The following is a 15,260-nucleotide window of genomic DNA, read 5'->3' as shown; positions in this document are numbered from 1 at the left end:
TCTGCCAAAGGACAGCTTTTTGTCATAAACACTTCTGAGTGGAACAATAAGCAAACAATCCCCGGCGATGAGCAGCCGGGGATTGCCATACATTTATAATCCGTATCTACTGATCCTGTTCGATAAGTTCAATCCATTCATTGTACTCCGTTTGAAGCTTAGTGTATTCTTCCTGTAATTGACGTAATTCTGTAGAAATCTTCTCCGTATTTTCCCGATCTACGTCCTGTTGTACTTGTAACAAACGAAGCTGATGCGCCGCCATTTCATATTTTTGACCCACTTCGTCCAATTCAGACTGCAAGGCCATTCGTTCCTGCTCTATGGACTGCTGTTCAGCTTTCGCCGTTTTGGCAGCTTCAACCGCCAAACGAGTCTCCTCCTGAAGCTGTTCCTTTTGTTCAACTGTTACCGCTATTTCACGTTCCCAAGATGCAAATTCTTCCTTACGGGCAGCATCTTCAGCTTCCAGACGTTCCGCTTCTGCCTTCAACTGATCGTATTTAAGTTGCCACTCCAGAGATTCTTCCTCAGCACGTTCCAGCTTACTCCGCCGTTCGTGATCTTCCTGTTGAAGCTGCTTGATATTTTGCTCCAGCTTTCCAGCTCGGCTCTTCATGCTTCCATATTGCTCCTGAAGCGATTGATACGCCTTCGCTCCCTCTTGCTCTCGGACTTTGGCTTTCTCAAGCTCATCCTGAACACGAATCAGCTCAGGTGAAAGCTCCTTGATTCTCGCTTCGAGTTGAACTAGCCGTTGCTGTTGTGAAGCAAATTTATCATTAATAGCTTCGAGCTCAGCCGCTGTGTGCTGTAATTGCTCCTGTATCGCTTCCTTCTGTTCACGTGCTTCCAGCAGGGAGAGCTCCAGCTCATCAACTGCCAACTGGCGTTCTTCTGCAAGTTTCTTCCATGACTTCTCGCTTTCAGCTAGCGTAGCCAGCTCACTTTGCAGCTTGCGAGAAGATACGTGAGCTTGCTCCAGCAGCTTCTGCATCCGCCGCTGTTCTTCCTCCAGCTTAGCCGTCTGCTGCTGCGTAGCCTTGGCTTCAGCTTCTAATTGATCATATCGGCTTTGCAGTTCTTCACGCGCAAGCGTATCTGCCTGCTCTCGCTCTATCGCAACCTGTCGCTGTGTTTCCAGCACAGACTCCAGCTCGGACTGTTGTTGCTTCAGTACTCTTGCTTGCTCTTGAGCCTCTCCCAGACGAGAAGAAAGCTCTGTACTGCCTGCCTGTACTTGTTCTAATTGTTCCTGAAGCTCCTCGACCCGAATCTCCTGCTCCAGTGCAGCTTCATCAGCTCGTTTCTGCGCTTCCTGATGCTGGAGCTTTTCTTCATTCAACGCCAATTCAGCCTGTTTACGTTCCTGCTCCAGCTGCTCATTCAGCCCGGAGCACTTGGTCTGCCATTCGCTTACCTTCTTACTATGCTCTTGCTGCAAAGCAGATCGCAGCTTGTCCAGTTCTGTACGCTTTTGCTCCTGATGAGTCTTCTCTGCAGCTGACAGCTTGGCTTCAGCCTGTTTAGCTGCTTCAGCCACTTCCTTCTTCATCTGCTCTTCTATCTGCCGGATACGAGCATTGGCCGCCTCCTGCTGCTCTTTCAGCTTGCGAGAAGCTTCTTGACGAGACTCCTCCAATTCACGTTTAGCTTGTTTTTGTCCATTTTCAAGTTCAGCTGCTTTTTTCTCCTGCTGTTCCAGCTTTGCCTTCAATTGGGCAATCTCCTTGGCTGATACAGATTCGGTTTCCATCAGCTTCTTCTGCGTTGCTTCCTTTTCTTCCTTTAGTTGAATAAGAGATTGATGCATATCTGTATTTTTTTGCTGCTGTTCCCCTAGAGCCGTCTGGAGTTGCGCCAGATCTCCCCGGAGCTCTGCTCGTTCCGCTGCTAAGCGGTTCATATGACTCTGAATTTCCTGGATTTGTACAGCTTCTTCTGCCATATGAACCGCAGCCAGCACGGCAATTCGGGGCATATCCAGACGCGAATGAGCTTGAGAAATGCTGTGCATACGCTCATCCACGTAATTGGCAACCTGCTTCATATAATCGGTATTGCTGCCGACGAGTTTATAAGAAGTACCGTAGATCTCTACAGTGACGCGAGTACGATCTGGTGTAGTCACAATTATGCCCTCCTTCAATACTACTGTATGTTGATTCTAAGGTGTGTCCGGTACTATGGTAACCCGCCTTCCGTGAAGCGTTCAACCTTATTAGTCCGGCTTCCCCGCAGCGGGTAAATATCAGAGTAAGAGAGCTCCTATGATGATAGGCCAAAAAGCCGTATCGAACCTCTGTCACTAAGATTCGATACAGCTTCCCGCATTTCCTGCTACTTTCTCAATTCCGCTCCAAAAGTTTGTTCCAGAGACGTAACGACAGGAGTATGCGCCGCATTGATCTCTTCATCCGTCAACGTATGCTCCCAATGACGATAGGTCAGAGAGATAGCTACGCTCTTCTTATCTTCACCAAGCTTACTGCCTGTAAATACATCAAACACTCGCGCATCCTGCAATAGCTCTCCGCCTGCAGCGTGAATAACACGAAGCAGTTCACCTGCCTCAACGTCTTTATTTACCACGAGGGCAATGTCACGTTCCACGGATGGGAAGCGAGCCAGCTCTCTGAACTGAATATGAGAGTTTGCGTGTTCAACGACCTGTTGCAACGCAATTTCCGCTACATACGTATCATTCAGCCCATAAGATTGTTGAAGCTCCGGATGAATCTGCCCAATGGTACCGATCCGTTGAGAGTTCCCATTCACATCCAGCCATACCGAAGCGGAACGGCCCGGATGGTAGCTTTGCGGTTGGTCAGCCACATAACGAATGCTGGCACTCAACCCGAAATACTCAAACACCGTTTCAAGCGCGCCTTTAATATCAAAGAAATCAACCTTTTCAGCACCAATATTCCATTGTTTTTCACGGCGTACCCCAGTCAGCAGTAGACTAAGCACTTGAATTTCCTGCGGCTGACGGGTTAATGTTTGTTCCTCTGTATAAAATACTGTTCCCATCTCAAAAATCGCCAGATTGTCTTGCTTGCGATTCATGTTGTACACCGCTGTATCCAGCATCTGTGGGATGATACTCGTACGCAAAACACTACGGTCTTCGCTCATAGGCATAGCCAAACGTACCGGATGGCTACCTTCTGTCAGGGCATTAAATAACCTCGTACTCTGCGGATGTACAAAAGAGTAGCTGATCGTCTCCTGCCAACCACCATGAGCCAGCAATCTGCGCAGGGAGCGGCGCAATGATTGCGATGCTGTCAAAGCTCCCGGAGTTGTCGGACCTTCAATCGGCGTGGTCGGGATATTGTCGTAACCATACAGACGAGCTACCTCTTCGATTAAGTCCACGTCAATGGTAATATCTCCACGGCGTGTAGGTACTTCAACTTCCAGTACCCCTTGCTCTGCGTCGCCACATCCGAAATGAAGTCTACCGAAAATCGTTTTCACCTCAAGCAAAGACAGTTCGGTTCCCAAATATCGGTTTATTTTATCTAGCGACAGCTTGATAATGCGGTTTTCAGCTTTTGCAGACGCAGATTCTACGATGCCCTGGTGTACAGTGCCTCCCGCATAACGCTGAATCAGCGCAGCTGCACGATTCACAGCAGGCACAACAGCGCCCGGATCAACCTCTTTTTCAAAACGCAGACTTGCTTCTGAACGCAGTCCAAGTTGACGAGACGTTTTGCGAACTGTACCGCCGTCAAACTTCGCAGATTCCAGCGCAATGCTGACCGTCGCATCCGTAACCTCGGAATTGGCTCCACCCATCACGCCTGCCAATGCAATTGGTTTCACACCGTCTGTAATCAGCAGCATATGCGGCTCCAACTTACGCTCCTGATCGTCAAGTGTAATCAATGTTTCGCCGGCACGAGCGAGTCGAACTTCAATATTTCCATTTTCCAGCTTATCCGCATCAAAAGCATGCAGCGGCTGACCGTATTCCAGCATGACGTAGTTCGTAATATCTACGATGTTGTTGATCGGACGAACACCTGCCGCCATCAGACGGTTTTGAATCCATAATGGGGAAGCCGCCACTTTTACACCTGTGATATAACGGGCCGCATAGTGTGTACACAGTTCAGGAGTATCTACCTTCACAGACAGATGATCTGCTGCTGCATCGCTAATTTCCACCAGATCCTTAGCCGGGTCAGCCAGCGAAATGTCACGTCCCAGAATCGCACTCACTTCATATGCTGCTCCGTGCATGCTCAGGCAATCCGAACGGTTGGGTGTCAGATCAAAATCCAGTACCTGATCATCCAGCGCCAGCAGCTTCGTAATTGGCATACCAATTTCAGCATCCTCAGGCAGCACCAAAATACCTTCTTGCAATTCCTTTGGAAGCAGCTTGTCATTCATCCCCAGTTCTTTGGCCGAGCAGATCATGCCCATAGATACAACACCGCGTAGCTTGGCTTTTTTAATGTGGAAGTCTCCCGGCAACTTTGCCCCTACAACTGCAACAGGAACCTTTTGACCTGCATCCACGTTTTTGGCACCACACACGATTTGCAGATCTTCCTCCTGACCTGCATCGACAATACATACATTCAGCTTATCAGCATCTGGATGCTTTTCCTTGCTTTTAACATAGCCGACAACAACGCCAGTAATCCCTTGATTGCGCTGCTCGACCTCATCAATTTCTATACCCGAACGGGTGATTTTCTCTGCTAGCTCCTCCGCGCTTACCTGATCCAGCGATACATACTCGGACAGCCACTCGAATGATACTTTCATATGGGTTCACTTCCCTTGATATAGTTGTTTATTGACGCGCAAACTGTTTCAGGAACGACAGGTCACTGTTATAAAAATGACGAATATCGTCGATACCGTATTTCAATATAGCAATCCGCTCTACACCCATACCGAATGCAAAGCCGCTGTACACCTCGGGATCAAAACCGCCCATCTCCAGCACTTTCGGATGGACCATGCCACAGCCCAAAATTTCGATCCATACACGTTCGCCATTTTTCTTCACAAAAGTCACGTCTACTTCAGCACTCGGCTCTGTGAACGGAAAGAAGCTTGGTCGCAAACGGATTTCGGTCGATTCTCCAAACATTTCGCGTGCAAATTGAAGTAAGGTTCCTTTCAAATCACTCATACGAATGTCTTTTCCAATGACAAGCCCTTCAATTTGGTGGAATTGAAAAGAATGCGTTGCATCGTCATCATCACGTCGGAAAACCGTACCCGGACAGATAACCTTAATAGGCGTTTCGCCCTTCATCGCTTCCATTGCACGAATCTGAACCGGTGACGTATGGGTACGCATCAACAGATCCTCGGTCAGGTAAAATGAATCCTGCATATCCCGTGCTGGGTGATTTTTAGGCAGGTTCAATGCTTCGAAGTTATAATAATCCGTCTCTGCCTGTGGACCTTCAGCCACTCGATAGCCCATACCTGTAAAAATATCCTCGATTTGCTCAATCACTTTGTTGAGCGGGTGCAGTCCACCTTGCGGCAACGCGCGTCCAGGTAGCGTAACGTCGATCTTTTCCGCTTGCAGACGCTCATTCGTTTCTGCTTTCGTGAACTCGTCCTGCTTACGGTTAACGACTTCTTCAATCGCCTCGCGCACCTCATTGGCTACCTGTCCAACAACCGGACGCTCTTCCGCGCTCAGCTTGCCCATACCGCGCAAGATTTCAGTCAGTGCGCCCTTTTTCCCCGAATATTTGACCCGTAAATCAGCCAGCTCCTTGGGTGTTGCCACCTTCTCCAATACTTCCAGTGCTTCTTCCTTCAAGGCCAGCAAATGTTCCTTCATTTGGATGGTTTCGCTCATCGCCTGTTCAGTCCCCTTTCTTCATATCCAGCTTTTCAGACAACAAAAAAAGGTCTTTTCTCCCGGTAAGGGACGAAAAGACCGTGGTACCACCCTCGTTAGACAATAAGCTCAGCTCACCCGGCGTTCTGCCTTACGGCAACTAGTTACAGGTGATTGTTCATGCTATGCATCATCGTCTCGCTCTGCACGTTGTAACGGTCGTGAACCGGTATCCCCTACTTGCACATTCGCCATTCACATGGCGCCTGAGGTTCAAGGAACTGCTCCGGAGCGAACTTCAACAGCCCAGTATTTGCAGAAACGCTCTCAATCCTACGGCGCTTCCTCCCTGTTCAATCGGACACTGTCTACTCTTCTCCATCAAGACATTTTCAAAAATTCGAACTATTGTTCATTATTATATGCAAACTACCGCGCTTTGGCAAGCAGGGCATACGTTTCATTTCTTTAGATATCGAGATCATCCAACCGCTCCAGATTTGCACGAATGCGCCTGATTTCGCTCAACAACTTCTCATTTTCGTCATTCGTGCCCGTCATTCCCATCAACTCTGTAAGACGCAATTGTAATCGAAGACGTTCCTCACGCCGCTCCTGGTCTTCTGGCTCCCGTTGACGGCTCCGCTCATCTTCTTGCTTTTCGTCGGCTGTCCCCTCATAGATTTCATATCCGCCCCCCGGCTTCATATCGAGTAACCGAGTTGCCGTGTACCTCACCAGCTCCCGATCATGTGAGACGAGCACCAGTGCTCCATCATAGTTACGCAAAGAATCCTCTACAATTTCACGGGTTTCAATGTCAAAATAATTCGTCGGTTCATCCAGCACCAGCAGATTGGCTCCACTAAAGTACAGACGCAGAAAAGCTACCCTGCATTTTTCTCCCATACTAAGTGTCCCGATCCTTTTAAACACGTCCTCTTTCGCAAAAAGAAAGCAGCCTAATACCGTTCTCGCTTCTGTTTGGGTCATCGTCGGGAGCGCAAGCAGACTGTCCAGCAACGTTTGATCCTCCGGAAGCTGCTCCAACTCCTGTGAAAAATATCCGATGTTCAACTGTGGGTTGGCTGTGATTTTTCCCGTCTGCGGCTCCAGTTGACCTGTTAATAACCGAAGCAGCGTGGTTTTACCAATTCCATTGGGCCCCCGAACAGACAGACGGTCTCCACGTGCAACGATCAGATTTAGATTTTTCACAATGATACGGTCGTCGTAGCTAAAGTCAACCTGCTCAGCACGCAGCAAATATTTTGCCTGAAACCCGCTGTCACTTAATTTCATGTGCAAAGACGCAGCCTCACGCGGTTGCTCTACTCTATTGGCTTCCAGTCGCTCCAGTTCCTTCTCCTTCGCATGATAACGGGAAATATTTTTTTTAGCCTTGGCCTTATAAAAGCTCTGCGTAACGGCCATCTCAACCTTGGATGCGCCACGATGCGCCTGATGAAACCATTCCCTGTAATTTCGAATCGTTTCCTCCAACGCCTGTTTCGCCAGCTCCTGCTTTCGATAGCTGGCTTCCTGCTCTCGCAGTTCCCGCTCCTTTTGCGCTTTATATTCCTTATAGCCGCCTTTATAGCGCCCAATACCTGTCGATGTGAGCTCAACTATACTCGTAGCCACCCGATCCAAAAAGGCTCTGTCATGCGATACAAACAGCAGCGTTCCCGGATACGTAGACAGCCACTGCTCCAGCCAAAGCAAGCTTTCGGCATCCAAATGGTTGGTCGGCTCATCCAACACCAGCAGCTTCGGCTGCCTGACCATGAGTCCGGCCAATCGCACTCTCGTCTTCTGGCCGCCACTCAGGTCACCATAAGCAATGGACCACGTCTGGACAGGCATTCCCATTCGAGTGAGCGCCTTTTCCACCTCAGACTCCCAGGCAAAGCCTTGCAGGCGTTCGTATTCATCCATTAGCTCGCCGTAACGCTCCAGATGATGCTCCATATCCTTCCCAGCATCGGCTAGGTCAGCTTCCAGCTGTCCCAACGCTTGCTTGAGACGCCAATGCCGAGGGCTGGCCTGCTGTGCGGCCTCCAGTGCGGTTCGAGACCAAGCCACCGTATCCTGCTGCTTCAGCCAGCCCCGCTCTTCCAGTGGCAAATCATGCTCTACTTGACCAGAGGTTGGTGCCTCATCTCCCAGCAATATTCGCAATAGCGTCGTTTTACCTGCTCCATTTCTTCCAAACAGTGCAAGCCGTTCTCCTTCCATCACATCCAGCGACACATTCTCAAATAAAGATGTCCCGTTCCAATCCTTTACTACATTGCGAATACGCAAAATTGTTCTCATACCACGATCATCCTTTCCCAGTCCGGTTTTTTGATCCCGGAAGCAATAAAAAAAGCCGCAGAAGGCTGCGGCTTGCATACAAGGAATATAGAATGACTGTTATGAATCGTTTCAGAACATACGCTTATGAAAAATAACACCGCAAACGAATAAACCAAATCCCGTTCCGGAATAAACGCATACGTCCCTACATTCATTTTCAGACACACTTCTCCCGTTGCAGCTTACAGCCGCCTGCCAGTAACTGTGCAGTTAAGTGGGAAAATCAGTGTGCTTACTTCATCGGACGTATGGTTACCTTCCTTTTCATGGGATACTTACTTGCAGTCAGTATAGCAGATCACAACACATTTGCAAATAACCCGCGTTATTTTCCGAATACCAAAGTTGTATTGGACGAACCTGCATATTTCGTTACAAACTCTTTAGTATATTCAGGAGTCTGTACCTGATAGCTATAGTTTTTGCTTGGGTTCCAGTTGGTTACACGCGATTTTTGGTTGTTGATGGCGGGTAAACTCCCCACATCTTTAAACTCGCCATTGGCTTTATCATCAAGAATACCGCCCTTTTCACTACCTTTTCCAAAGTAGTTGTACTCAGAATAGATTCTTGCATTCGTAGCAATGGTGTAAGCAAGCTGGAAATTATTAATATAATTATTTTTAACATGGAAATATCCATATCTCATAAGTCCTGGGCCACGTACAAGCAAGTTTTCAAAGTAATTATTAGCGATCGTGATATGGGGCATACCATCATAATTTTTATTGCCATCATCAGGGTATCCCAAAATGAGACCATATTTATGATTGGCAAATTTGGAGTTACTAATGGTTACATAATCAGCCGATTGACCTATGTACAAAAGTTTGTCCAGATCCGAGCCATTCGCATTATAATTGTGACCTGCAAATGTAACATGATCAATCCAATAATTTGTACCTGCCGTAAGATAAAGTTGGATGTCATCGTTACCGTTAATGTTGGAACTGTGCTCAAAAGTTAAATTTTGAAAGATCACATTTCCCGAATTATTTGTTGTTTTCAAATGAATGTTAACCAGCTTGTTTTGCGCGTAAGAACCAATGAGTGACTTGTTGGAACCAATGTTGACCACGGTTTTAGAGGAGGCAGAAATATTTTTTTCGATTACCAGAATTTTAGGAGTTGAATCCCCTAACTGGTTTTTCAAATCGTTTAGATTATTGATATAGATGACCTGACCACCTTTTCCCCCCGTTGTGGCAGACTTCGTAGTTCCATTTTCACTTTTAGCCTGTCCGGCAAAACCAGTCATTCCATTCGTCGACGTATCTGGAAAATCAGCAGCGGCGAACGTAGAACTTGCTGGAAAAGTAAACAGCAGCAAAGTTAATGCTAAAAACAGAAAAGAAAATTTCCTCATTGCAGCTACACCATCCTTTTTTTAGTTAAATCCCAACAATGCGACTATACTTATTTTTTAGTAATTGGTAAATAGTTCTTTTTATCTGTTTATTTATAGCATATAAGCTAAATATTTTATATTTTATTTTGTGCAGCAATGTAAAAATAGTTCGTAAGAACGCAAAAAAGCCGTGATACCCCGTTGGCACCCCGGCTATAATGTATTTATCCAGCTCCAAACAAAACAAAAACCCTTGCGTCACAAGGGTTCCGAACTTCTTAAAACAGTAAGCGGGTGATGGGAATCGAACCCACGCTATCAGCTTGGAAGGCTGAAGTTCTACCATTGAACTACACCCGCATTTTATAACATCTCGATTCTTATGTATGACACGCTCAATCTATCGTCAAGCAGCTGAATCAGGATGTTATTTAGTATAACTTACCTTTCAGCAAAACGCAAGCATACTACAAACTATCCTGAGCCAGCCAATTCATAGGTTTACGTAAAAACAATTTTTCAAAGACTTCTGCCGGAATGGGGCGACTAAAGTAATATCCCTGACCCTCATGACAATCCTGTGCCTGCAAAAAATGAAGTTGCTCCTCATTTTCCACCCCTTCAGCCGTAACCTTCAGCTTCAAATGGTGAGCCATGGAAGCAATAGTAGATACAATTGCCGCATTTTTGCTGTCGACCAGTACCTCATTTACAAAGGAACGGTCAATTTTTAGACGATCTATCGGGAGATTCTTCAAATAATGCAATGAGCTATAGCCAGTTCCAAAATCATCAATACTGATTGCGACACCAATAGCCTTTATTTTTTTCAACTGTTCAAAGGCCCGATCCTTATCAAAGGTCATACTTTCGGTAATCTCCAGCTCTAGATAGCGTGCTTCAAGTTCCGTATAGGTCAAAATGCCCCGAATTACATCCACCAGCTTTTTTTGCTGAAATTGGCGCATGGATAAATTGACCGAAATCGGGATTGGTGGGTACCCGAGCTCCTGCCACTGCTTATTTTGCAGACAAGCCTCCCGTAACACCCATTCTCCCAAGGGCACAATTAAACCACTTTCTTCAGCCACCGGAATAAAATCGCCCGGCATCACCATCCCACGATGAGGATGATTCCAGCGCACCAGCGCCTCCAAACTCGTGAGCTCACCACTTTGCAGGTGGACACGTGGTTGATACACCAATGAAAATTCCTCATTTTCAAGTGCTCGCCGCAGATCATTTTCCAGCTGGAGTCTTTCATGCGCTCGCATCTGCATCGCGCTGGCATACCGCTGAAAATTCACTCCCTGCTCTTTGGCACTATGGACAGCCGTATCCGCCTGCTGAATAAGCTGTTCACTCTGATTCGCATCCAACGGGTATAAAGCTATACCAACGCTCACCGTCACATGATAAGACTCTCCATCAATATCGAAAGGCTGATCGAACAGCTTCACCATATCATCAATACGATTTCTCATAGCATCTGTATCTTCGTATCCCGTTAGAAGAAAGGCAAATTCATCTCCGCCCATGCTAAAGACAGCTTCCCCTTCATGGCTAAAATGCCCCAAGCGTTCGCCTACTGCATACAGCAAATAATTCCCTGCCATATGTCCAAGCGAATCATTAATCGCCTTGAAACGATCAATATTTAGCACTAAAAGCGCTATTGTCTCATCCGATTTTAATGATTTGCACAATATTTTATCTAAGCGTTGGGAAAGGCGACGACGATTGGGGAGTCCTGTTATATCATCATTATAAGCAATGTGATTAAACTCAGATTCTGCTGCCTGCTTTTCACGATAAGGAACCAGAACCATCAACCGAACCAGCCCGCTCAACATATTATAAAATGCTATCGCGTTGGTCAAAAGTCCCAGAAGGTGATTAATATCGCTCATTTGCTCAGCAAATAAATAGAACAACTGACTCACAACACACAGCCCAATCCCACGAATAATAAGCAACATGCCCAACTCTGCCGGGCGGGCTTTCCGATATTTTCTCACCCCGAAAATAAAAGTGAGCACAAGCAGTAACATCACAGCCAGATTTAACGTCCAGCCCAGGTTGCCTATTTCGTATCGTATACGTAGATCCGGTAAGCCTGCACCAAATGTCTTAATAACTCCTAGAATCAGCAAAGTGCAGCCTATCCCCGCCCACAAAGCCACTGTTTTGTATTCAGACTTCGTCTTGCTAAACGGAAGGAAACAAACACATAAGAGCAAGACAGCGGTAAAGGCACGATTTACAAACAGCAGCCATAACGAAATACCCGGAGACAAAGCAAAGTCCGTCAGGCTTACGAAACTAAACGAAACAATATGAACAAGGTAAAGCAGACCAGCCACCAAAAACGTCGGGGCAATAAGAAGCCTCTGCAAAGATAACTGTTCCAGTAAAACGGACCAGGATTGATAAAAAATAGAAAAACAAATCGCAGCACAGGCAAATCCTACAATCGGATATAACAAGAAAAAAACATTATGGGAGTATATCTTATTCAAAGTTACGTGAAATAACTGAACCAAGACAAACAAAACTATCGAAGCAATGCCGATACCTATCGTTTTTTTTACTTCCAGCCGTATACTCATTCAGCCTCTTCAGCCCCCTGCATATCGGAGATTCCGATCATCTAAGACGTTTGACAGCTTTGGAAGCCGTTGTTTAAGTCTATAGTATCAAAAATAATGTTGTATTCTGGTATATAATAGCATTTAATCTGTGAAAGGTGAATCATTTTTTTGTCTTAAATTCGTGAATTCATTTTCGCATTTACGCAAATAACCGAGCTTACAGCACCAAAAAAGCGCATCATCTTGTCAGATTATGCGCTTCAGACAACCTTTTCCAAAAAGGTGATACCTATACCCCAACGCTGCACAACATAAAAGAAATAGTATGTACAGGACCCCTCTGCGAAAACCTCCCCATATTAAACTACAGGAAGCGTAATTTTAAATTGTGTGCCACTTCCATGTTTACTGTCTACATGTATGAAGCCTCCGTGATTTTTGATAATTCGATAGCTCACAGCCAGTCCCAATCCGGTTCCACTTTCTTTTGTTGTAAAAAAAGGATCAAATAAACGCGCCAATGTATTGTGATCCATACCTAATCCGTTATCTTCAATACAAATGTGAACATAATTGCCCTCAAGCACTGTATGGATATCGATGCAGCCCTCTCGTTCCCCACCGATGCTTTCAATGGCATCCATCGCATTTTTAATCATATTGAGGATAACCTGCTTAATCTGCTTCACGTCAATGGAAACCTTCATGAGCTCATCATTTTCATCCAATGCAATCTGGCAACCCTTCATCAATGCTTCGCTTTCTGTCAGCATCACTACCTCTTTCAGTAGCCCCATCACAGATACAGCCGTTTTTTGCGGAGCCGAAGGCTTGGACGAATTTAAGAACTCATAAATAATGTCGTTCGCACGATCAATCTCTGTTAATATAATCCGAGCATACTCATCCCTGCCCAACTCCACCAAATGCGGTCGAAGCAATTGAATAAAGCCCCGGATTGCGGTAAGCGGGTTACGGATTTCATGGGCGATAGAGGCAGAGATGCGTCCCAGCATCGCCAGCTTATCGTTTTGATACGCCGTCTGCTCAATCTGCTTATAATCCGACACATCCTTGACGCTAAACAAAAAATCGCCATCCATCTGATCACCGTAGGTCACTGTTATCAACCAATGCCGACCATACTCATCAATCAACTCATGATAGCGCTTTCTATGAAAGATAGTTTCTTTATAAATCCGCATGATTTTCTTCTTCTTAAACCGACTTAACTCAGGATGATGCAAAATTTGCATCAAATTGCGACCTGCTAGCGAACTCCGTGGTAGCTCCAGCAATTTCGCCATTTGCACGTTAATAAAGGTCAGTACCCCGTCACTGTCAAACAGCATGATACCACTATCCAGGTTCTCCAGCACATTTTCATACTTGTTATTGGCGATCTGTGTGGAAGGACAAGCTCCCACGGTATCAAGCAAGGCTTCTTGGAATTCACTGATCATGCCAGGCTTCCCCCTTGTTTCGGAATGACAAACTGGCCGTATCGGACGCGTAATAATCTTGAAGAAGAGAAAGGCATCTATCGACTACCCTTCAATGGTGTAGAAAACAGTTTCACAGAAATCCGACCATCTGTTTCCAATTCGAGTCTTATTTTATGATAGACAAGATTAAGGATCGCAGTCAATCGGAAAAAGTGTCGAATCCACATTTTTATCCTGTTTTCTTTCGTCATAATATCTGCGCAACATTACCAAAATGAAAGATTACGTTAGGAACAAGCGCCCTACACACCAAAGAAGCTCTCCAGAATTGAGAGCTTCTTTGGTGTGTAGGATGTCAACTGCCGCTCTTATTATGTTGAAGCCGGGATCGTCTTTGGCTCATAACGGCCAGTCTTCTCTTAAGCTCTCCCTGCCATTTTTCATCATTCATCTGTTTGGCTACCATCAATAAATCCAGGGATATGTCAATTTGACGCTTCACAATTTCAAACGCATCTTCACTTTCACGATTCACACAATTTTCAAATATCGTATCATCGTCTTCCATGACATAATCCTGAAAATCAATCTCGGTTGCCCCATCTCCATGTGCATATTCAGCCAAAATTTCATACTCATTTTCGACTTTATAATGAACTTCAATGCGACGACATACCGGGCAAAACAGCAAAGGAACATTATGAACTTGGGTGCGGTAATGCTTCAGCGTTCCCTTGGTTCCTACCATGCTTGCTCCACAGCAATAACTCATCCGGGCTCAGCCTCCTCTGAACAAAACCTGTTCTGCCTTGTTTATCTTCTACAATACCTTATTCGCTTTCATCAGGCAAAATTCCTCCAGAACACAACAACATTTCCATAATTATTTGTTACTTCACTCTGTATTGTCTCATTCAAACAGGCTATCCTCACATCTTCCGCTGCACAGAGCAGGCAAGCAAGCCCCCAATAACGGAAGAGTAACCGCTAGTTGGGGGCTTGCTTGTTTAATTTCAACTTGTGAAGCTTATATTACAGATTTTGATCGCCTGGTTTCCAGTTCATTGGGCACAAGCCACCGGATTGCAAAGCTTGCAGTACACGCAAAGTTTCTTCCACACTGCGGCCTACGTCGTTGTGGTTAACCACTTGATATTTCAATTCGCCTTCTGGATCAATGATGAACAAACCGCGCAATGCAACGCCTTCTTCTTCGATCAGAACACCATAATCGCTTGCTGTTTTTTTCGTGATGTCAGAAGCCAATGGGAAGTTCAGTTTGCCCAGACCGTTGTTTTCTTTAGCTGTGTTAATCCATGCTTTGTGGCTGTGCACGGAGTCTACACTGATACCCAGAATTTCAGTATCCAGCTCTTTGAATTGGTCAGCAGCATCGCTCAATGCTGTAATTTCCGTAGGGCACACAAAAGTGAAATCCAGTGGATAGAAGAAAAATACGAGCCACTTGCCACGGTAATCGGAAAGCTTCACCGAACCAAATTCTTGACCGTCTCCAGTCACTGTTTCCAATGCAAAATCAGGGGCAGGTCTTCCTACCAATCTTTCTGCCATAATATGAAATCCTCCTTTAAAATATGTAAGAAAAACACCGAATGTGCTTTCCTCAATCATCTGTATTGTAATGAACAACTTACTTGATAAATGTTATCATTCGCTGAAATCAA

The 15,260-nt window shown here is 45.7% G+C and carries 9 protein-coding genes and 1 tRNA gene; all 10 read right to left on the bottom strand.

Going from position 1 to position 15,260, the window contains the following annotated elements; genetic code table 11:
- Positions 1-106: 106 nt before the first annotated feature.
- Complete coding sequence (gene zapA / locus MKY24_RS07625) at positions 107-2,131, bottom strand: cell division protein ZapA (RefSeq protein ID WP_076294953.1); 2,025 nt, start codon at positions 2,129-2,131, stop codon at positions 107-109.
- Positions 2,132-2,340: 209 nt separating this feature from the next.
- Positions 2,341-4,788 carry a phenylalanine--tRNA ligase subunit beta gene (gene pheT / locus MKY24_RS07620; protein ID WP_339201697.1) on the bottom strand — a complete coding sequence of 816 codons (2,448 nt, stop codon included), beginning with the start codon at positions 4,786-4,788 and terminating at the stop codon, positions 2,341-2,343.
- Positions 4,789-4,816: 28 nt separating this feature from the next.
- Positions 4,817-5,848: a phenylalanine--tRNA ligase subunit alpha gene (gene pheS, locus MKY24_RS07615; RefSeq protein WP_269321413.1), complete on the bottom strand. Its 1,032-nt coding sequence runs from the start codon at positions 5,846-5,848 to the stop codon at positions 4,817-4,819.
- Between the two features lie 450 nt (positions 5,849-6,298).
- The gene (gene abc-f, locus MKY24_RS07610; RefSeq protein ID WP_053325022.1) at positions 6,299-8,149 is read right to left on the bottom strand and encodes an ABC-F type ribosomal protection protein; all 1,851 of its coding nucleotides are present in this window, start codon (positions 8,147-8,149) and stop codon (positions 6,299-6,301) included.
- A 367-nt stretch (positions 8,150-8,516) separates the two neighbouring features.
- Positions 8,517-9,557, bottom strand: a complete 1,041-nt coding sequence (locus tag MKY24_RS07605; RefSeq protein WP_053325021.1) for a pectate lyase — start codon at positions 9,555-9,557, stop codon at positions 8,517-8,519.
- A 271-nt stretch (positions 9,558-9,828) separates the two neighbouring features.
- Positions 9,829-9,899: transfer RNA gene (locus MKY24_RS07600), tRNA-Gly, on the bottom strand.
- A gap of 107 nt (positions 9,900-10,006) precedes the next feature.
- Positions 10,007-12,148 (bottom strand): EAL domain-containing protein, encoded by a 2,142-nt coding sequence (locus tag MKY24_RS07595; protein ID WP_339201694.1) that lies wholly within the window; start codon positions 12,146-12,148, stop codon positions 10,007-10,009.
- A gap of 341 nt (positions 12,149-12,489) precedes the next feature.
- Complete coding sequence (locus tag MKY24_RS07590; RefSeq protein WP_023987764.1) at positions 12,490-13,593, bottom strand: ATP-binding protein; 1,104 nt, start codon at positions 13,591-13,593, stop codon at positions 12,490-12,492.
- Between the two features lie 337 nt (positions 13,594-13,930).
- Positions 13,931-14,347, bottom strand: a complete 417-nt coding sequence (locus tag MKY24_RS07585; RefSeq protein WP_013309391.1) for a hypothetical protein — start codon at positions 14,345-14,347, stop codon at positions 13,931-13,933.
- Between the two features lie 260 nt (positions 14,348-14,607).
- Positions 14,608-15,147 carry a peroxiredoxin gene (locus tag MKY24_RS07580; protein ID WP_023987763.1) on the bottom strand — a complete coding sequence of 180 codons (540 nt, stop codon included), beginning with the start codon at positions 15,145-15,147 and terminating at the stop codon, positions 14,608-14,610.
- Between the last annotated feature and the right edge of the window lie 113 nt (positions 15,148-15,260).

Origin of the sequence: Paenibacillus sp. FSL P2-0322, assembly GCF_037975315.1 — a bacterium.
GTDB classification, from domain to species: domain Bacteria; phylum Bacillota; class Bacilli; order Paenibacillales; family Paenibacillaceae; genus Paenibacillus; species Paenibacillus polymyxa_B.
This window is presented reverse-complemented; position numbering and strand designations above follow the sequence as displayed.